Origin of the sequence: Liquorilactobacillus sp. (assembly GCF_047719775.1) — a bacterium.
In the GTDB taxonomy this organism is placed as follows: domain Bacteria; phylum Bacillota; class Bacilli; order Lactobacillales; family Lactobacillaceae; genus Liquorilactobacillus.
In genome coordinates this window covers 17,036-36,793 of sequence record NZ_JBDNTS010000015.1, presented here as the reverse complement: position 1 = coordinate 36,793, position 19,758 = coordinate 17,036, and the positions used below count along the sequence as shown (strand labels likewise).

At 34.2% G+C, this 19,758-nt stretch carries 17 protein-coding genes; 2 read left to right on the top strand and 15 right to left on the bottom strand.

Going from position 1 to position 19,758, the window contains the following annotated elements; translation table 11 throughout:
• Positions 1-41: 41 nt before the first annotated feature.
• The 7 genes from ABF682_RS08750 to ABF682_RS08720 form a co-directional block, all read right to left on the bottom strand.
• Complete coding sequence (locus ABF682_RS08750; protein WP_415619560.1) at positions 42-2,222, bottom strand: dynamin family protein; 2,181 nt, start codon at positions 2,220-2,222, stop codon at positions 42-44.
• Positions 2,223-2,750: 528 nt separating this feature from the next.
• Positions 2,751-3,875 (bottom strand): glycosyl hydrolase family 8, encoded by a 1,125-nt coding sequence (locus ABF682_RS08745; RefSeq protein WP_415619559.1) that lies wholly within the window; start codon positions 3,873-3,875, stop codon positions 2,751-2,753.
• A gap of 8 nt (positions 3,876-3,883) precedes the next feature.
• Complete coding sequence (locus tag ABF682_RS08740; RefSeq protein WP_415619558.1) at positions 3,884-5,194, bottom strand: glycosyltransferase family 2 protein; 1,311 nt, start codon at positions 5,192-5,194, stop codon at positions 3,884-3,886.
• 152 nt (positions 5,195-5,346) lie between these two features.
• A complete protein-coding gene (locus tag ABF682_RS08735; protein WP_415619557.1) occupies positions 5,347-5,913 on the bottom strand; it encodes a hypothetical protein in 567 nt (188 codons plus the stop codon).
• A 467-nt stretch (positions 5,914-6,380) separates the two neighbouring features.
• Positions 6,381-6,710 carry an ASCH domain-containing protein gene (locus ABF682_RS08730; protein WP_289978329.1) on the bottom strand — a complete coding sequence of 110 codons (330 nt, stop codon included), beginning with the start codon at positions 6,708-6,710 and terminating at the stop codon, positions 6,381-6,383.
• A 179-nt stretch (positions 6,711-6,889) separates the two neighbouring features.
• Positions 6,890-7,651: a DeoR/GlpR family DNA-binding transcription regulator gene (locus ABF682_RS08725; protein ID WP_289978328.1), complete on the bottom strand. Its 762-nt coding sequence runs from the start codon at positions 7,649-7,651 to the stop codon at positions 6,890-6,892.
• Between the two features lie 151 nt (positions 7,652-7,802).
• Entirely contained in the window at positions 7,803-9,218 is a 1,416-nt protein-coding gene (locus ABF682_RS08720) for a DHA2 family efflux MFS transporter permease subunit (protein WP_415619556.1), read from the bottom strand.
• Positions 9,219-9,373: 155 nt separating this feature from the next.
• Here ABF682_RS08720 and ABF682_RS08715 point away from each other — a divergent pair, with 155 nt between their 5' ends.
• Complete coding sequence (locus ABF682_RS08715; protein WP_415619555.1) at positions 9,374-9,973, top strand: TetR/AcrR family transcriptional regulator; 600 nt, start codon at positions 9,374-9,376, stop codon at positions 9,971-9,973.
• Positions 9,974-10,042: 69 nt separating this feature from the next.
• Here the strand turns inward: ABF682_RS08715 and ABF682_RS08710 are convergent, their stop codons facing one another.
• From ABF682_RS08710 to agaB, 6 genes are all read right to left on the bottom strand, one after another.
• Positions 10,043-10,969 carry a manganese-dependent inorganic pyrophosphatase gene (locus tag ABF682_RS08710; protein WP_415619554.1) on the bottom strand — a complete coding sequence of 309 codons (927 nt, stop codon included), beginning with the start codon at positions 10,967-10,969 and terminating at the stop codon, positions 10,043-10,045.
• Positions 10,970-11,013: 44 nt separating this feature from the next.
• Positions 11,014-11,982, bottom strand: coding sequence for a LysR family transcriptional regulator (locus tag ABF682_RS08705; protein WP_289978317.1), 969 nt, complete (start codon positions 11,980-11,982; stop codon positions 11,014-11,016).
• Positions 11,983-12,255: 273 nt separating this feature from the next.
• The gene (locus tag ABF682_RS08700) at positions 12,256-12,681 is read right to left on the bottom strand and encodes a PTS sugar transporter subunit IIA (RefSeq protein ID WP_289978314.1); all 426 of its coding nucleotides are present in this window, start codon (positions 12,679-12,681) and stop codon (positions 12,256-12,258) included.
• A 2-nt stretch (positions 12,682-12,683) separates the two neighbouring features.
• Positions 12,684-13,493, bottom strand: a complete 810-nt coding sequence (gene agaD, locus ABF682_RS08695; RefSeq protein ID WP_289978310.1) for a PTS galactosamine transporter subunit IID — start codon at positions 13,491-13,493, stop codon at positions 12,684-12,686.
• A complete protein-coding gene (gene agaC / locus ABF682_RS08690) occupies positions 13,483-14,292 on the bottom strand; it encodes a PTS galactosamine transporter subunit IIC (protein WP_289978307.1) in 810 nt (269 codons plus the stop codon). The genes agaD and agaC overlap by 11 nt, the downstream gene beginning before the upstream one ends.
• Entirely contained in the window at positions 14,293-14,775 is a 483-nt protein-coding gene (gene agaB / locus ABF682_RS08685) for a PTS galactosamine transporter subunit IIB (protein WP_415619553.1), read from the bottom strand.
• Between the two features lie 626 nt (positions 14,776-15,401).
• Here agaB and ABF682_RS08680 point away from each other — a divergent pair.
• Positions 15,402-15,995 carry a DJ-1/PfpI family protein gene (locus tag ABF682_RS08680; protein WP_415619552.1) on the top strand — a complete coding sequence of 198 codons (594 nt, stop codon included), beginning with the start codon at positions 15,402-15,404 and terminating at the stop codon, positions 15,993-15,995.
• Positions 15,996-16,321: 326 nt separating this feature from the next.
• Here the strand turns inward: ABF682_RS08680 and pflA are convergent, their stop codons facing one another.
• A complete protein-coding gene (gene pflA, locus ABF682_RS08675; RefSeq protein ID WP_415619551.1) occupies positions 16,322-17,119 on the bottom strand; it encodes a pyruvate formate-lyase-activating protein in 798 nt (265 codons plus the stop codon).
• Between the two features lie 119 nt (positions 17,120-17,238).
• Positions 17,239-19,497, bottom strand: coding sequence for a formate C-acetyltransferase (gene pflB, locus ABF682_RS08670; protein ID WP_289978300.1), 2,259 nt, complete (start codon positions 19,495-19,497; stop codon positions 17,239-17,241).
• Positions 19,498-19,758: the final 261 nt, after the last annotated feature.

The window sequence follows — 19,758 nt, the reverse complement described above, 5'->3', positions numbered from 1 at the left end:
TGCGTAATTATAATAATAGGCGAATTATGACATGTGTATAGTCAAAAGTCAATTCTATATGATTCTATTAGTTCCAGTAGACTGCTCAAAAATGGCATCTCCGCTTGAATTGTTTGTGCTGTCTCTCTTTGATGTTGTACATAATCCTCTTCAACTTTTTTGATTGCTTCCGCCGTGATCTTCGCAGTATCATCCCAATACTTTGCAATCTCCAAACTATACTTCTGTTCAACACTCAAGCGCTCAAATTGCTTAATCAACTGTTTTGCATATTTTCTCATCCAACCATCTCCGAAAATATTGAAAGCTACAAGACCAGAGAAGACAAGCACTGCAAGCGCTAATGTAAGTGGACCTCCAATGGCTGAGATTGCTGTTGCTGCACCTGACACAGTTCCACCATATAAGCCAACTGAGCTCAAAAGGCTTGCGATTTGCGTAACGAGAATATATCCTCCAAGATTTCCCAAGCTGCCAAATAATACAGAAAAAGCTCCGTAAACTCCAAGGCTAGCCGCCACACCTGTTGAAGATTTAATGAACAGGTTAGTGAAGTCAAAATTCTCAGAATAAAAAAAATCATTGAACTTTTTTATTGATCCATCCATCTTACTGGAAAAATCAGATGAGTTTTCCCTCAATATTGCTTGCAGCTTCTCATCTACCATGTTCTGCAACAAAACCACAAGTTGCTTTTTATCGTCTTGCTTATTCTTGAATTCCTTCTTCTTAATTAATTCTTCTATAGCATTGATTGTAAAAATCTTCGCATATGCATTATGGAAGTCTCTGATAGAAACTTCCTTTTTAGTGTTAGATAATCTTAATAATTCCTCTTCTATTTGTTGAAACTTATACTTCTTAAGACTTTCCGTTGTTGCTGGAGAATTAATTCGTGTTGTTAGGCGTTCTTCGATGCGCTTCCCTGCAGCAATCATCTCTTCTATTACATTCTTTTGCAACAACATGCTTTGTTTTACTTTGACTCGCAAAACATTCTCCATCATATCTATGAATGCTTGTTTGAATGGCTGTGAAAGCTGTGGATTCTTAATATCAGATGAGTAAAAGCGACTGCGAAATGCTTGCTGACTATAGGTTGGACCAAACTTGGTAAAATATGTGCTCGTCTGTACATTTAGAAACCTTGCAACAGCACGCTTGAAGATTTCACTTATGTCATTATTTCCAACAGAATCTGCGTGACTTCCCACAAATAATAAGTTATTAAAGGGAACTCTCCCATTCTGATCAAACTCTCTAGATGAAGAATCCATAATTTGTTTAATAAACCCCTGATCCTCTTCACGTAAAAAACTGGCCAGCTGTGACAAATAAAGCGTAACATCTGCATACTGATAAGCTTTAAATGCAGTTTGATTGTCTTTCTCGTTTGCACTGATTCCAGGAGTATCAATGAACGCAAGTCCTCTTAATATTGGTGCATCTACAAAGGTAAAAATATAAGTAAGCTCCCCTTTATTTTCTTCACTGTCTTCTTCATTGTATTTATTAAGACCGTATTCCCGAATCAAATTTGTTTTACCAATTGCAATAACGTGTTCATCAGCTTCAATTATATCCGCCAAATTCGAGATGTTCACCACTAGCTTATGGTCAGCCCGAATTACAATTGTATTATTTTCACCTTCGATATTATTCGGTTTATCTAAAACATGATATACATAATTGATTGCAGCAGTCATCGGTTGAAATGCAGTTGGCATTAAATCTGTCCCTAATATGACATTTATTAGTGAACTTTTCCCTGCATCAGATGAGCCTACAAAAGCAACTAATGGTTTGTTGAGTTTATTGCGGCATAATGGTCCAATTTTTTTTACTTCTTCAAAATAGTCTTTGACTTCTGCTACGTTGATTTCAGCATCTTCACCGAGTTTTGTCTGCTCAATCTCCAGCAGTGAACTTGCGAAAGATTGTTCGTTTTCAAGTATCTTCTTTAGTAATTCTTCCCTTTCCTCAATAATTTCATCATCTAGTTCCCATGGTAAAAAAATTTGATTTTTTAAACTGAATAGCTGTTCCAATGTATAATTAGTTTTAACAGCGATCTCCTTATAGATTCTCATCGTGAGACTATCAGGATCTTCTTCCCACATCTTAAGCGTTACCATTTCTATCTCCATTAGATTGGCAAATTCTTGTCTGTTCATTTTTATAATTTCTTCTCTAAAGTAGTTTAAATCAAATTCTCCATCCATGACTTAATCCCCCAAGTGTATCCGAATCCAATTGCAACTCCGTTATAAGATAAATCGGCTTAGGAATATTAAAATTAAAGTAGGAAGCAAGAACAGATTCACTAAGTTCTAAATAATATGTTAATTTAAAAATTTTTAGAGCTGAAAAAGTCTACATGAAACATGCGTAAGGCATCTCATTGTTTTGCAGCTAACAAGGACAAAATTACACTAACCATTAGCATGGTGAATAAAATTAATTCTGAATTAAAATCTTATGTCGATCTATTTTCAAGAAAAATTAGTAATTTCGATAAGTTTATATTTAAAATTATTTTTAATCATCACACATTATTATGAAATAACCATATCGAAGATAATACAGCATTCTATATTTATCAGATAACTAATTTCAATGAAATACTTAACCCTACAAAAAAGGTTGCATTCCAAGATATTTGAAACACAAATTTTTCCATTTTGATGTGTATTATTTTCAATTCAGACCATTATCTTATCAATTATTCAACTTATTAAGAATTAAAATTATTAATTTTTTTCAAATTTCTCACTAGCTAAAGTTACTAATACAGATTGATAGTAGTTATCAGTTTCAAGTTTCTGCATAAAAATATATTTTTCCATTTGAATTAGTTTATTGTACTTCTGTGAATTCTTGGCGGCATAAAAAATGGGAGCACCAAAACTTGCAGACTGAAAATTTGATAATTGATGTCCACTCAATGTATAACCCCCAGCAATATATTCTCTTGACATAAAAAATTTCATCATCTTATGTAAAACCTGCTTGCTCTTAGTATCATCACTCTGCGATAAATTATAAGGTAATCTGCATGCATTGTAATAATAACAGTAATTGTATTTGCCAAAATTGCTTTTATTGCCAACATTAACAACACTGCCATCTTTTTTTATCCAGGCCATATCAGGAATTAGTCCTGTTTTGTGCTCCTTACTTAATTTTACTAAGCTAGACAACATATTATTCTTTATGCGTAACCAACTTTTATCTCCTGTAAAGCGATAAAATTGCTCAAATTGTCCTGGTAACACATCAGAAGTACGTAATAAATTTGCATACTTTGTTCCGCTTGCCCAATTGCCAACCATGAGAGAGCCAGTTGTACTATTATAATTACATTTAAGTATATCTCTTAAAAGCAATTTTGCTTGCTTTTTATAGTAAAAAGCCTTCTGTGGCCATCTCTTGGCAGCTTTTATTAATGAATAGGCAATATATAAATCACCATCAGTTGCGTTGTTACGATATTTTTTTATGTGATTGGTATTCTTTGATATAATTTGTTTCCAAGACATTAAATTTGTTTTTGCATACCTATTACTCAAATAATAATTATCTAATCTATCAAAAGTCTTTTGTGCAGTCTTAGAATCGCCATATGATTCTTCTGTTGCAATCAACATTCCATAACCCTGTGCCTCTGAAAGAACAATGTTAGTATTTTTCGTATTTTTTGTGTTAATATAAGACTTTTTTCCTCTCGCTATTTTACGAACAAATGAATCATTCCATTGATTGTATATTGAGATTTGTAATTCTCTTGGACTATTTTGCCTAATTATTAATAAGATAATACTAACAGTTATTATTACCATTGTAAAAAATGTATAGATAAAAACAGTTTTTTTCATGATTTCTCCTAATCGTTGAATCTTTTTGTTTTAATCCATTTATTACCTTTTCTTCTAAGTATTTTGTCCATAAATACTGAAGAAATTGCAGAAATTGAAACAACTAAAAATAACTGTGTATAGGTAAAATATGAGGCTAAAGCTAACCATATCTGTTTTGTTGTTGTCTGACCAAATTGAGAAGCTGTTGCAATACCAATTTGTAATAAATATAGAAAAATCATAATCATCCAATTAAACAACAAAAGCTGCGTAATATATATATTGCTTGTAGAAAAGGTAAATGGTAGTGATAAGTTAGAAATAAATTGCATAAAGAAAAGTGTTATTATATTTGCCAAAAAAATAACATCTGAAAAAGCAATGGCAATATTAAACCAAAAAAAAGTACAACTGTAATAAAATGTTTCTAATTTTACACGCCAACTACTTCTGTCAAACAGATGTTTAAAATTGGCTATAACAACTTCATAATTGCCTTTTGCCCATCTCTTTCGTTGTAAGTAATATGAACTCAATGTTTCAGGTTCCTGCTGAAAAGCCTCTGAATTATATGCTAATGCAATTAAGGAGCCACCTTGCATTATTTTAAAGGAAATATCGGTATCCTCTGTTAAAGCACCATTGCGCCAACCTCCAATTTTCTTTACAAATTCAGTATTTATAATAAAATTTGTTCCAGGAATTCTTCCAATCTTAAATAGATGCCATAATCCTATATGTTGAATTCTCTGAGTAACAACAATCTCTTGATTTATACATTTCGTTAAAAAATTTTGATTAGCATTTCTTGTCTTATTTCTACCAAAAGTTGCAACATGATGTTGTTCATCTTCTAACATTTTATCCACTAAAAAATAAAGAGCATTCTTTTCTGGCATAGCATCTGCATCGTAAACACCAATAAATTCACCGTTTGCAACCTTCAAAGAATCGTTCAGAACCCCAGCTTTCCCCCCAGTTCCTTCTCTATCGATAATTTTGATATTTCTACCTAAATACTGTGGAATGCGCTTGACTCTATTCATTTCCTGATATGTGTTATCGCTACAATTATCTGCATATAATAAAAGTTCCATTTTCTCCTCTGGATAATTCATATCTAAGATTGATTTAACCGTTTGAGCAATTACGATTTCTTCATTATGTGCTGGCACAACAACTGTAATAAGAGGATACCTCTGTAATTTTTTTATCACAACATTTCTCTTACTGTTTTTCATCCAAAAATGTACTGCTGAAAAAAGTACTATCATTGACATTAGTATTGAAATCCAAATAGAAAAGAGCGTAATAATCATTAATACTTGACTAATCATTTTTTTTATTCACCACCTTAAAATTTTGATTAACTCTCTGAAGGATTATTAAGTAAGAAATAAAAAGAATTATTGTCAAAAAAAAGAAAATTAAAGTTATCCCTATCGCTGTAACAAAAAAAATTGATGTAAGATTCATGATTACTCCTTTCTTATTGATACTCAACAACAATATCAGTTTCAAGATCACGTTTCATCTTTTTCTCCAGCTTTTCATAAGAGTTAATCTTATCTAGTTCTTGTTTAGTAAGCGCAGTTAAATCCTGTCGTAACTGCTCCGTTAATTTCGAAGATAGGATTAAAAATGTTGCATCATCAATAAAAAATATTGATTCATCTGGAGTTCTAATTTTCTTTAGTGTATCTGATATGTACTTTAAAACTTCCCTGTACTCATAATCACTGATAATCTTAAATTGTTTACTGTGAGCCCATTCAATGCACGTAACATCCATTTCAATATCGAGCTTTTTCTTAGTTGAATCTTTAATGAATTTTACATATTTCATAAAATAGTTCTCTGCATTCTTACGATTTTTTAACTTAGTAACTGAATTCACATGACTAATATAGGTAGTAATACTATCTTTTGCTGAAAGAGCTGATCCACGAACGCCAACTAAATATTTAATCCAAATACCTAAAGCACAATATACAGGAAATATAGATACCAAAAATAACCGTTCAATATTTGGTACATAAACTAGGCCGAAAATCATTATAAAACCGCCTAATAATAAACTAAATAATGCAGCCCATGTTACCAATAAACTTGGCAAAACAATTGAAGTCAATAGTCCTAATAATATTAAAATGCAAGTAACAAAATAGTCACTACTGTAACTATTCTGTACAAAATATAATAATAGAATTACTGTTAGAACCAATATAAATATAGCAAATTCTATTCTTATAAATCTAGAAAAAAATTTCATCAGAATTCTCCTAATCTTGAAATACTTTATTCTTAAAATGTCAATTTAAATATAGTAAATGCACAAAATACATCTTATACATACTACTTTAAAAATATATTTCAAGAGAAAATTATATTTTAAACAAAAAAATAATTTAATAATTTTTAAAATTAAGTAGCTTGATTTAATAAATCTTTTAAAGGTATACAAAAAAACGAATCGCCCAAAACGAAACGTTCTTCCTCATATTTATTCTAATTCATATTTAGTTATTCATAATTTGGCTTCAAGACTTTCATCTTAACTGCCAGCAGTCCTTGTTTTTTCACAGTTTCAGAATCGTACACTCCAGATAATTCTTTCGGTGCCATTCCTACAGCCTCTGGAGTATATCGTTGGTAGAGTTCTGTCATTGTTCGGCATTTCTTGATACTCCACGCACTCGTCAATATCACATCTTCGTTGTTGCTTTCTCGGTGGATGGCAAGTGTGTCACCTACACCAAAATGCTTCATCTGTTCGTCGTTGAGAAAGACTTCAACCGTCTTAGTACCGTCTGAAATCTTATCAAATAATTCATCGCCTAATCTGATATCCACTATAATCAACCTCCTGCAAACACTAGTTGCTCGAAACAAGTTACAAAAGCTATCATTCTGCAAAATAAGATATTGCGCAGTTAACAAAAATAAAAATATGTTAACTATATAATTAAAATACTATTATATTTTCATAAATTTTGCAAGTCCTGCCTCTAAGCAATTATGCAAAAGGCACTTTAGTTAATTTCACCAGCAAGTTGAATTTTAGTTGATTCAGGAAAGATTGACCTCTCTGCCGCAGTCAATTCACGGTCAGTGATAAACATCGAAATCTTCTCAGGAGAACAAATCCGAAAGTAAGAATTGTTGATGAACTTCTGATGCTCCGCTACCAAAATAACCCTGCGAGCTCGCTCAACAGCTTTCCCCACAATCTCAGCATCCTCCTGATTGAGCAAATAGATTCCATGTTCATCAATTCCCGAAGCGGCGATAAAAGCAGTATCTAGTGCAACATTCTCTAATTCAGTGATGGCTGCACTTGAATGAAAGAAACGGTTTTGGTGATCCAGTGTTCCACTTAGAACTTTAACATTTACCTTACCTTCTTCAGCAAGTGCCATACAATTATCCAATGAATGTGTGATGATTGTCATCGGCAGATTCAAGCTCTGACATGTCTTCAATAAAATTGTTGATGCATCAACAAAATAAACACGATGCGCGTGAAAATAATTCAATGCTTCAAGTGCAATTTTGGTCTTTTGTTCAGTAAATCGTGAAAGGCGATTTTGAAAATTAGGTACCTTATTCCCAAAATCAAGTGGTAAGATTCCTCCGTGTGTCCGCTTGACCTCGCCTCGCTCTGCTAACAGCACGATGTCACGCCGAGCAGTATCTTGAGACACTCCAAATTCAGCCATTATGTCTTTGGTTGTTAGCTCCTGTCTCTCATCTAGTAATCTCTTGATTAGTTCAGTTCTTTTTTCTTGGCTCATCAACATTCCTCGAATCTATTAACTTTTAAAAATCTAAAGTTAATTATACTCTATTAAGGATATCAAGACAAACACTTATAAAAAATACTTGTTGTGAGAAAAAAACGCCACACCTTACTCTGTCCTTATAAAATACGCATTATATCCAAATTTATCTTCTAATTCTTGTTTTATTTGTCAAAATCATTGAAGGAATAAGCGTCAGTGAGGCAATAAAGGTAGCCCACAAAAATCCATGTTGATAGGCTGCTATTACTATTCCAGTAGTTGTATTTGCATATTGATTAAGATAACTAGCTACAACTGTTGCCAAGACAGCTGAACTAAAACCATTACCAATTTGTTGAAATAAATTTGAACTCATTGAAGCAACTGCGGAATCCTTTTGTTCAATTCCAACAAATACATCTGCTTCAATCGCATTACTTGCCGCTGCACCTCCAACACCACGAACAAAAAGTAGAATGGCAATCAGTATATACACAGTTTTATTATTAATATAGACAAACGGTAGTGTAGTAATAACCGATAGTACTACACCAATAATTGCCACCCATTTTGCGCCAATATTATCTATCATTTTACCTACAATACCGCGAGAAAGTAGCATTCCCAGACTCTGTGGAATTAAAGAAATAGCTGTTACCATTGCACTTTCTCCGCGAACGTTTTGAAAAAACAATGGCAACAATAACATGGGACCACTTGTAATAAAACTAGTAAATAATATTCCTAGCATTGCACCGGAAAAATTATGCTTTTTAAATAGTCGCAGTGGTATAACTGCATCTTCTTTTCGTGTTAATGCGTGGATTAAATATGTTAATAACATTAAACTACCAAAAACCATAAAGCTAATTGTTCGCAGACTATCAAAACTCCCCTGTTCGCTTGCCTGCACCACTCCATAGACAATTGAACTTGACATTAAAATCAAATAAATGATTCCAAGAAAATCGATTTTTGCATCTTTATTTTTAGGTTCAACATCTGGAACCTTCATAATCAATAAAATGCTGGCTATAAATGAAATTGGAACATTTATCAAGAAGAGCCAGCGCCAAGATGCCGTCTCAATTATCATTCCGCCAAATATGGGGCCAACCATTGGACCTAATGTCATTGGAATACCAACAATTGACATTATCGTTCCTACTCGATCATTTCCGACTAAGTCAACCAACACGGAGATAAAGAGCGTCATTATTATTCCAGCTGCCAAACCCTGCAGTAATCTAAAGCCTATTAATACTTGTATGTTCCAAGAAAAAGCAGCAAATAATGAAGCAACACCAAAAAAAATTTCAGCATATACATAAACTTTTTTCATAGAATACTTATTCGCAATCCATCCTGAAAATGGAATGCTTGCTCCCATCGCTAACATAAAACCAGTTATCGTCCATTGAACAAAATTTAATTTTGCTTGGAAATCTTGACTTAATTTATTTATTGCAATATTTATCATTGTAGAATCAAGCATCGGTGCAATCGATCCTAAAACCAATACCCATGCAATTACAATTAAATCTTTAGGAATGGGCACTAATTTGTTATTATCGTTCATTTTTAGAACTCCTATTTTATTTTTTAGATACACTGTGTATCTATATTACAAAAATGATAATAGTTCTTCTTCATAATTTTGTCAACATTTAAATACATGTTGCATCTAAAAATGATATAATAATAATAATATCTTTTAACTTAGGATGATTAAAAATGACTAAAAAAAATCGATCTAGAAAAACAAATAAAGAACTAATGAATGCAATTTTTCACTCTACAATAGAAATTTTAAACAATGAAGGATATTCAAATTTAACCTTTTCTAGAGTGGCTATTCTTGCTGGGACAACTCGTGCAGTTTTATATCGGCGTTGGGAGAATCCCTTTATGATGCTTTACGACGCTGAACAACATTTTTCGGACGATATATCATCTTTTTCAAATATTGACTTTTCAAATAGTTCTATGCGTGCTAATCTGGTCAGAGCTATTGGTCACTTTCATTCGTCCCCAAAATTTATCCGTGCTTATATGACTGAACTGGGTAATGACATGCCCTATGCCAAGAATCTTGCAAGTAAAATTAAAAAAGATAATTTATTTATCATGGGCCGCTTGTTAAAGCAGGCACAGCTTGATGGTGAAATCAAAAAAAATGTCAGTGATTATGTGAAATTGCTCCCATTTAATTTATTAATGTACCAAGCAATGCTAAATCCAGATGAATTAACCCATGCTTGGGTTAAGCAGATGATTGATGAGACCGTTATTCCAGCAATCATGGCACAACAGAAACAGCCAAAAAAGGAGTGAGACATAGGACGGGAAAATTTCCCGCCTTATATCTCACTCTCATTTAATTTATTAGACTTTAACAATTAATTAAAATGCCTTTTCCAGTGGAGGCACAACTTGTTTCTTACGTGAAACAACACCTGGAAGATCTACCTTGTCATCTACCAACTTAACGGCAAAAGCATTTTCAACAACATCCTTTGGTTCACCAACAACGAGTAAACGTGTATCGCTATTGAGGATATTTGTAACCATCAGTAAGAACAAATCATATCCTTCGGCTTTGCTTTCTTCCTCAATTGCACTACGCAAAGCAGCTTCGCGTGCAAAAACTTCGGTCAGATCAACAGTATTTATTTGGTCGATGCGAACAGTCTTACCGCCCATTTCAAATGACTTAGCATCTGCGTCGATTAATTCTTTCTCAGACTTACTGCCTAGGTTAGTCCCCGCCTTTAGCATTTCTAGGCCATATGTCTCATAATCAACATCCGCAATCTTAGCCAATTCCTTAACCGCTGCTTCATCAGCTGGTGTAGTTGTGGGTGACTTGAATAATAAGGTATCTGAAATAATCGCAGACAGCATCAACCCAGCTAATTTGGCAGGTATTTTCACATTATTTTGCTTGAATAACTTTAAAATAATTGTGCTTGTGCAGCCAACTGGTTCAGCATAATAATATAGTGGAGCAGCTGTTTCAAAGTTAGCAATGCGATGATGGTCAACAACATGTGTGACTGTTACATCTTTAATATCGGCAATACTTTGTTGGGCCTCATTATGGTCAACAAGCATTACAGCATCAACTTCTTTGCTAGCCTCTGTTACCACGCGTGGTGCCTCTGTAGCAAAATGTGCTAACACAAATTTTGTTTCTTCATTAGGTGTTCCCAATGCAACAGCTTCTGCATCTATATCTGAGTCAAGTTGATTTTGCAGGTATGCAAAAGCTTTAGCAGCAACGATTGCATCTGTATCTGGACTTTTGTGGCCAAAAACAAGTTCTTTCATCAAAAAAATCTCCATTCTTACTTAATTTAATTCTCTAATCTGATTTAACCTTGATTGCTTATTTCTGTCAAGCGTGAAATATAATTTTTTTGGCTCAAAAAATCATCAAAACTTGCTAGAAAACTCGCAATTCGTGGAATTTGATCTTTGTCCTTGCGAAAAACAAACGATAAATCAAAAGTAATTTCTGGATCAAAATGAGCCTCACTTAATTTCTTCTCATTTTCATTTTGATGCGAAATCACAAATGATGTCGGTAACGCTGTGTTAACACCTGTTGCTTGTGCAAACTCAAAGATTTGTTCTGGAGTTGCAAAATGAGCAACACTGTGCGGTTTATCAACCAATGCATTCTTATATGTCTCAAGTAGCGTCCCATTCAGATAATACTTTGGAGGGTATGTAACCCAATCACGATTCAATGTATCGTGTAATTTGATATGCCGTTTCTTTGAAAACTCGTTTTCACTATGCAAAAAAATTAAATTTTCTTCGATAATCTTCTTCGATTCATAAGGTTTCCAATTCTTAATACTATCATCCGGCAGATACATTACTGCTAGATCAATACTATTACTCTCAAGAAGTTCCCAAATCTCTTTGCGAGTCAACATATGATAAATAATTTTTACATCACTATGCTGCTTATAATATTCAATTGCGAATTGAGTAAAAACATGATCTTCCACTGAAGCTAGAATTCCGACACTGATATCCCCCTGAACAGCACTGGTTGATTGCTGAATCTCATCAGCTGCACGGTTCAATGTTTCATAAATTTGATGGGTCGCATCTAACATTGTATACCCTGCATCTGACAAGTGCAGTTTTTTACCAACGGAATAAAATAATGGTGCTCCAACTGTTCTTTCTAGCTTTTTTATTTGTTGCGTTAATGCAGGTTGAGTAATTCCTAAAATCTGCGCAGCTTGTGTATAGCTCATTGTTTCAGCTAACTGCAGAAAATAGCTGAGCGTCTTTGAAGAAAAAATGTTCTCTTGTTTTGTCTTCATACATTAGTTCCCCTCCATTATTAATCGTTAAATATTATTCGCTGTAGTCTGATAATCCATACGCTTCATATTTAATTTCTATATTAATAATAAACAAAATTCGGGGTACTTACAATAAAAAGTCAATTTTAAATTAAATATTTTTATAGAGAATTATTTTCGTCTTATGTTTGTCTACAAATAATTAGACCAAAGGACTGAGCCGAAGATAACTTTTGACTCAGTCCTTATATTTAAATCTTGTATTATGCAAAACAATGCACTTTGCTACTTCTAAATGCCATCCTCATCAGCTTCATCCAATGTTTGAGTCTCTCTGACACCAAATTCCTGAATTCCAGTTCTTGCAGCCACAATTAAATTCTGTGCAATCTCATGTACATCACTGGCTTGGGTTAAATCGGTTTGCAACCCGACTTCCAACAATGACCCCACATTACATCCTGCAACGACCGCAACTTCATATTTTTCTTTCTTATATACTGCTTGTTTATACGGGGTACCACCAATTAAATCACAGAAGAAAACTGCTTTAGAATCTTTTTTCAGAAATTCTTCAAATTGAGCAGCAAGTTTTTCTTCATTCATATCAGCAGAAAAATCAACATACCTGACATTGGGAATTGAACCTGCAAGCAACTTAACTGTTGATTCAATTCCAGTTCCAAAATTACCATGTCCTGTTACAATAATTTGCATCTTTAAAGAACTCCCATCCATGAAAATAGAATTGCTAAGAAAAATGTTAAAATTATCAATGTAACAGGATTAACATTCTTCTTTTTCAACAGCCAATATAGTAAAAATGTATAGGCTAATGGAAGAATATTTGGAAAAATATTATCGAAGAATTCCTTTTGTATCGAAATTGAGTGGGAGGATGTTACCTGTATTTTGGTAACTACATCAATTTGAACATAAGTTGCAATCAAGCCTCCAATAACCGTACATCCGAGAACACTGGCAGCATGTGCAACAATCGCGGAATTCTCATGTATCTTGGAGATAGCCTTAGTACCCGCTGAATAACCTAAATGAGCGATTGGAATTCTTGCCAAAAACATCGCAACATATACTATGAAAAAGACTAATGGGCCAAGAATACTGCCTTGTTTTGCAAAAGAAGCCGTTACACCAGCAACAATTGGTAAAATCGTATACCAAGTAATCGCATCACCAATTCCAGCAATTGGGCCAAACAAGGCCACACGTAAACCATCAATTGTTGAGCGTTCTTCACCATTTTCTTCCAGTGAAGCTTCAAGTCCCATCAACAAAGGAGCAGCATAATTATTAGTATTTATGAACTGTAAATTAGCTTTTACCGCTTCAATGAGTCCTTTTTTATCCGCACCGTATACTTTCTTTAATGATGGAATCATCGCAAAAGTCCAACCATCAGCTTGCATTCGCTGATAATTCATTCCTGACTGGTTAAATAATGATAACAGTCCCAGTTTAGTGATATCTCTTTTACTGAGTTTATTTCTTTCCTTCTTCTCAGATTCCATCTTCTTCACCTCCAACATCTTCAAGCGACTTTTCCATGTTCTTGAATTTCTTGTTTACATCTTGCTCTTTTTTCTCTCTGCCATATTCTATCCAAGCAAGAGAAGCACCAATGATTGCAACAGGCATTAAGTTTCCGAATTTAATGAAACATGCAGCAGTAAAGCCTAATAATAGATATGGAACATATTTTGCTTTCAACATGCTCTTGAGCAACAAACCAAAACCTACGGCCGGCAAGATACCCCCAGCAATTGTAAATCCGTGACTTAACCAAGTGGGCATTGAGTTAACCAATGTCTTCATTAATCCCTGTGCTCCATACACACTTAAGAATGAGAAGACACTATATGCTAATGCTACTAATACAGTTGGCAAGAGCACAATCATTCCAAATTTACGAAACTCTCCTTTTGCAACATACTCATCAGCCTTCTTCGTAAAAACAGAAAAAATTGAATAACAAAGTAAAATTATATATTGCATTAAAATACTGAATGGCAACGACAAGCCAATCGCCGTTGCTGGGCTGTGTCCTGTAGTATGTGCGATAACAACAGTCATTATTCCTGCCATGATAGGATTTGGCGGCTGAGTCCCCCCAACTGGAGTTAACCCCGCAAATGCAAGTTCAGTTAATCCTCCAGCAATTATACCTAGTTTCAGGTCTCCTATCAGAAATCCTGTAACTGTACATACGATCATAGGTCTAAATATGTAAAAACCCTCTAACCAAAAATCAATTCCGGCGATAATAGCAAAAATTGCTATCAATATCCCCTGTGTTAAAGTAATTGCCATTTAAATCACATCCTTAATTGCAATTTTTCTCTCCTCTGGAACATCCTGAATATAAACATTTACCCCTAAATCAACCAACTTGCTAAATGAATCCTTGTCATTCTGATCAACATAAACCTTCTTTGTAAGCTGTACCTTACCTTCACTGTAATGCATATTACCAACGTTTAAATCGGCAATTGGAACCCCACCTTGCACTAAGTTCAGTGCATCTTGCGGAGTTTTAACAATCAAGAAGATTTTTTGTCTTGGACTAGCTTTTTCAATTGTAGTGGCTGTTTTCTCCAATGACCAAAAACGAATACCTACACCTGAAGTTTCTGCTGTTGCTGACATTAATTCTTGCTGCAATTCACTCTTTGCCGCAGCATCATTTGCTACCAACAAAAGGTTGGCACCAATTGAAGAAGTCCAAACAACACCGACTTGTCCATGTACTAAACGATTATCAATTCTAGTTAAAATAATATTTGGTGTCCCCATTTAAAATTCCCCCTTTTTATCTGATTAGCCTATCATCTATGCAAACCAACTTTAATAGTATCTCGTTTTACTGAAATAGTAAATATTCAGCTAAATACATAGGTGAGTTACTTATATTAGATGTAAGAAATTGTAACATTGCTTAGCTATATGTAAAGTGGTGTAGACCAATAAGTTATATAAATAACATTTATTGCACTAAAACTTATTTTATTTCCCTAATTACCCATAAATATTTTCTTTACAAACATTTTCAAAGAATTTCAAATATAGTTTTTTAATAATTCAAAACTAGATGAACAACTTTAATTTATAGAATATTTCTTGTAAAAAATCAATCAGTTATGAAACTATATCAAAATAGAATTTATGATTTAGCTTTTCAGGCATGCCCTCAAAGCTCAATATAGTATGTCCTTTGCTTCATCTTACTTAGATGTAAGTCGAGAAATACTAATATTTATTGATTTATTAATACTCTATGTTAAAATTCGAATAAGTCACTATTGAAGAGCGCTTTACATCGAAACTCTAATAAAGCTAGCTTTAAAATACATATATTCATTTTAATTTTTCCTAATACTTCTTCACTCAAATTATTTTTCACTAACAATATTAACTTGGAGGTGCTCACAATAGATATCAATATTTTACTTTTCAACAACTTCGAACCTCTTGATGTTTTTGGACCGATGGAAGTATTCTTGCATGCACATGGATTTCGGGTAACTTTATTTACACTTGATGAATCTCAAAAAATCAAGAGTTACAATCAAATCCACTTAGATGTTAAGTCAGTATCTGACATCAATAAAAAAGGTGTATTACTAATTCCAGGTGGACCAGCTACAAGAACCTTAGTAACTGATACTGATTTTCTTAAAAATCTTGAATCATTGGCAGTAGAAGCCACATATTGTCTAACTGTTTGTACAGGCTCTGCTTTACTAGCGGCTACGCATTTCATGAATCATAAAAAAGCAACTTCAAACAAATTAGCTTTTAACTGGGTAAAAAGCATTAATACTCAAGTTAATTGGATTAAAAATGCTCGTTGGATCATTGATGACCATCTTTATTCTTCTTCAGGTGTATCCGCTGGCATTGACATGTCACTGGCATTCTTGTCAAATATCGTCAATGAAGATTTTGCAGATAACATTGCTAAACAGATTGAATATATTCGCGTTAAAAATAATGATAATGATTCGTTTGCATGAGTTCATGCTTACTATTAATTTACCGAATGCTATTTTATCTAAATTATATTTTCTTTGCTAATCATACAAAATAAAAATTCTCCGTCTAACTTTGAATTATTCATAACAAAGTCCTCGATATTTTATATTTCATAATAAATTTTCACTATTTAAATATTCTTTAACTACTTTTAGCTTAAAATTGTAGGTATAACTGTATATCAAAAAAGTACCTCCAAAACTTGATTTGCATATCCAAGTTTTGGAGGTACTTCGCTTATGTCATACTCTCATCTTTTTCGATTGACCATAAACAATTACATTAAAATCGGCTCAAACTTGTACTTTTACTCCAAATATCCTTGATAATCTGCAACATGTAACAGCTTCTCAGCATTTTTTACACGTTCTGGTGTTGGGGGTTCAATACCATCAAGGTCATACTTAATACCCATCTCCTTGTACTTATGGACCCCCATCGTATGATATGGGAGTACCTCCACTTTTTTAACATTGTGTAGCGTTTTAATATAATCGCCCAACTGTGCTAAATAATTATCATAATCGGTTCTCTCAGGAATCAGAACATGACGTATCCAAACCGGTTTATCAATCTCTGATAAGTATTGACACATATCTAAGATATTCTCATTCCTAAATCCTGTAAGTTTACGATGTTCGTCAGAATTGATATGCTTGATATCCATCAATAAGATATCCGTAACTTTCATTAACTCATTGAAGTTGTCAAACCATGGCTGGCGCCTAGTAAATGGTTGTCCACACGTATCTAGACAAGTGTTAATACCCAACTTCTTGCATTTAGTAAATAGTTCCAAAGCGAATTCTGTCTGAAGCATTATTTCGCCGCCACTAAGTGTAATTCCACCCTTTTCACCCCAAAATTGCCGATATGGAAGTGCCATCTTAAGGATTTCATCTGTTGTCATCTCACTCCCAACATTCTTACGCCATGTATCAGGATTATGGCAGAATTGACAACGCATATTACATCCCTGCATAAAGACAACAAAGCGAATACCTGGCCCATCAACTGCACCAAAGCTTTCAGTTGAGTGTACATACCCAATTATTTTACCATCACGCATTGGAACTTTGCGTTCATGCATTTGCCTTTGTACCATCTATCTTACCTCCTCTTACTGCCTAGAAAGACAAAAGGATTGTGGCACCCGCCCAATCCTTTTGATCTCATCACATTCAAGTGCTGAATTTGTCTATTTAAAAGCTTTCACTACTTGCATTACATACTTTGATGGAAAGTTCTTGAAATAACATCATCTTGTTGTTCTTTAGTTAAATCTGCAAAGTATACACAGTAACCAGAAACACGAATTGTCAATGTTGGATACTCCTCAGGATGAGCTTGAGCATCAAGTAATGTCTCACGTTTGAAGACATTGATATTCAAATGATGTCCGTTGTTCTTCATATATCCATTAATCATATTAACTAAAGCATCTTTCTGCAGCTCTTCATCATGACCTAACGTTGTTGGTGTTACAGCAAAGGTATTTGAAATGCCATCTGTTGCATATTGATAAGGAAGCTTAGCTACTGACAATAATGAAGCTAATGCTCCACTTTCTTCTGCCCCATATGCTGGATTAGCACCAGGAGCAAACGGATCACCCTTTTGACGTCCATCAGGTGTTGTCCCTGTATTCTTGCCATAAACAACATTTGATGTGATTGTCAAAACAGAAGTTGACAACTTTGAGCCACGATATAGGTGATGCTTATTCATCTTCGTGTAAAGTGATTTAACCAGCCAAACTGCAATTTCATCAGCACGATCGTCATTATTGCCATAACGTGGAAAATCATTGTCTGCTTTAAAATCAACTGCAATTCCATCTTCATCACGAATAACTTTCACATGACCATACTTGATTGCCGAGATTGAATCTGCTGCAACAGATAAGCCAGAGATACCAGTTGCAAAAGTCCGATCTAGATTTGTATCTTTGAGTGCAAGTTGAGCTGATTCATAGTAGTACTTATCATGCATGTAATGAATTGTATTTAATGCATTGACATAAACATCAGCTAACCAATCAAGCATTGAATCAAATTTTTTCATAAATTCATCATATTCAATATATTCAGATGAAATTGGCTCGTAGGCAGGCCCAACCTGTGCCTTACCAATCTCATCTTTACCACCATTAATTGTGTAAAGAACTGTTTTAGCAAGGTTTGCACGTGCTCCAAAATATTGAATTCCATTTGCCACAGGTTGTGCTGATACACAACAAGCAATTGCGTAGTAGTCAGTGCCCCATTGTTTACGCATTAAATCATCATTCTCATATTGAATGGTTGAACTCTCAACCGAAACTTCAGCTGAATAATGTTTGAATGTATCCGGTAATTTTTGTGACCATAACAACGTAATATTAGGTTCAGGAGCAGCGCCCATGTTCTTCAAAGTATTGAGGAATCTAAAGGCCGTCTTTGTAACATGATGTTCACCGTCAATTCCCATCCCTGCTAATGATAACGTTGCCCAGATTGGGTTACCAGAGAATAATGAATTATATTCAGGTGTACGAATAAAGGAAACCATTCGTAGCTTCATTGTGAATTGGTCAATTAACTCCTGTGCTTCTTTTTCATTCAAAATACCGCGTTCAATATCACGTTCAACAAAAATATCAATGAAAGTATCAACTCTACCGATTGACATTGCTGCACCATTTTGTTGTTTAATAGCCGCTAAATAACCAAAATAAAGCCACTGGATTGCCTCTTGAGCTGTCGTTGCAGGTTCAGAAATATCGTAGCCATATGATGCTGCCATATCCTTAATCTGGTTGAGTGCTCGAATCTGTTCTGAGATTTCTTCTCTCATTTGGATGACACTATCTGTCATTTCACCATCACCATAGTTGTCCAAGTCATCTAGTTTAGATGCAACTAAGTAATCAATTCCATAAAGTGCAATTCTAGGAAAATCACCAACTATTCTGCCACGCCCATATGCGTCAGGAAGACCTGTTACAATCTTGTAATGACGTGCTCTCTTAACATCTGGAGTATAGGCATCAAAAACACCTTGATTATGTGTCTTTGATAATTCAGTAAAGAAATGTTCCATCTCTGGATCAAGCTTTAAGCCATAAGACTCAAGTGCATCTTTTGCCATACGAATCCCACCATAAGGCATCAACGCTTTCTTCATCGGTTTATCTGTCTGGAGTCCCACAATTTTCTCAAGGTTTTTATCAAGGTAACCTGGGCCATGCGAAGTAATTGTCGAAACGACCTTTGTATCTGCATCAAGCACCCCGCCAGCAGCGCGTTCTTCAAGCTTTAAAGCAACTAAACGATCATTAAGTGCCTTTGTTGCAGGTGTTGCATCTTCAAGAAATGACTCATCACCATTGTATTGTTTAAAGTTTTGCTGGATAAAATCACGAATATCAGTCTCTGACTGCCAATTTCCACCATTAAATCCTTCCCATGCCTTTGGTTCTACTCTCTTCTCAAGTTGTTTCATTATCAAATGCCTCCTTATGAAGTCAAATACAGTTATAATGCAAACGCTTTCTACATTTGAATAATAGCACCTTTTCACTTTCTAAGCAATAGTTTTCACAAATTACAAAAAACATTTTATTATTAAGGTTTTAGAACAGCTATTAGGTGGTGTAAAACATTTTTTTAAATTGTGTTCTATTACACATATGATTATATATCAGACACCCACTGTTCTAAAAATTAATTGTAATAAAATACCCCATAACTTAGATATTAGTCC

What these genes read in the sequence shown, in the direction of transcription:
- pflB (WP_289978300.1), bottom strand. Translation starts at nt 19,497, where the DNA reads ATGAAACAACTTGAGAAGAGAGTAGAACCAAAGGCATGGGAAGGATTT.
- ABF682_RS08745 (WP_415619559.1), bottom strand. Translation starts at nt 3,875, where the DNA reads ATGAAAAAAACTGTTTTTATCTATACATTTTTTACAATGGTAATAATA.
- ABF682_RS08725 (WP_289978328.1), bottom strand. Translation starts at nt 7,651, where the DNA reads ATGAGCCAAGAAAAAAGAACTGAACTAATCAAGAGATTACTAGATGAG.
- agaC (WP_289978307.1), bottom strand. Translation starts at nt 14,292, where the DNA reads ATGGCAATTACTTTAACACAGGGGATATTGATAGCAATTTTTGCTATT.
- ABF682_RS08740 (WP_415619558.1), bottom strand. Translation starts at nt 5,194, where the DNA reads ATGATTAGTCAAGTATTAATGATTATTACGCTCTTTTCTATTTGGATT.
- ABF682_RS08705 (WP_289978317.1), bottom strand. Translation starts at nt 11,982, where the DNA reads ATGAAGACAAAACAAGAGAACATTTTTTCTTCAAAGACGCTCAGCTAT.
- ABF682_RS08720 (WP_415619556.1), bottom strand. Translation starts at nt 9,218, where the DNA reads ATGAACGATAATAACAAATTAGTGCCCATTCCTAAAGATTTAATTGTA.
- ABF682_RS08750 (WP_415619560.1), bottom strand. Translation starts at nt 2,222, where the DNA reads ATGGATGGAGAATTTGATTTAAACTACTTTAGAGAAGAAATTATAAAA.
- agaD (WP_289978310.1), bottom strand. Translation starts at nt 13,493, where the DNA reads ATGGAATCTGAGAAGAAGGAAAGAAATAAACTCAGTAAAAGAGATATC.
- ABF682_RS08735 (WP_415619557.1), bottom strand. Translation starts at nt 5,913, where the DNA reads ATGATTTTCGGCCTAGTTTATGTACCAAATATTGAACGGTTATTTTTG.
- ABF682_RS08710 (WP_415619554.1), bottom strand. Translation starts at nt 10,969, where the DNA reads ATGAAAGAACTTGTTTTTGGCCACAAAAGTCCAGATACAGATGCAATC.
- agaB (WP_415619553.1), bottom strand. Translation starts at nt 14,775, where the DNA reads ATGGGGACACCAAATATTATTTTAACTAGAATTGATAATCGTTTAGTA.
- ABF682_RS08715 (WP_415619555.1), top strand. Translation starts at nt 9,374, where the DNA reads ATGACTAAAAAAAATCGATCTAGAAAAACAAATAAAGAACTAATGAAT.
- pflA (WP_415619551.1), bottom strand. Translation starts at nt 17,119, where the DNA reads ATGGTACAAAGGCAAATGCATGAACGCAAAGTTCCAATGCGTGATGGT.
- ABF682_RS08700 (WP_289978314.1), bottom strand. Translation starts at nt 12,681, where the DNA reads ATGCAAATTATTGTAACAGGACATGGTAATTTTGGAACTGGAATTGAA.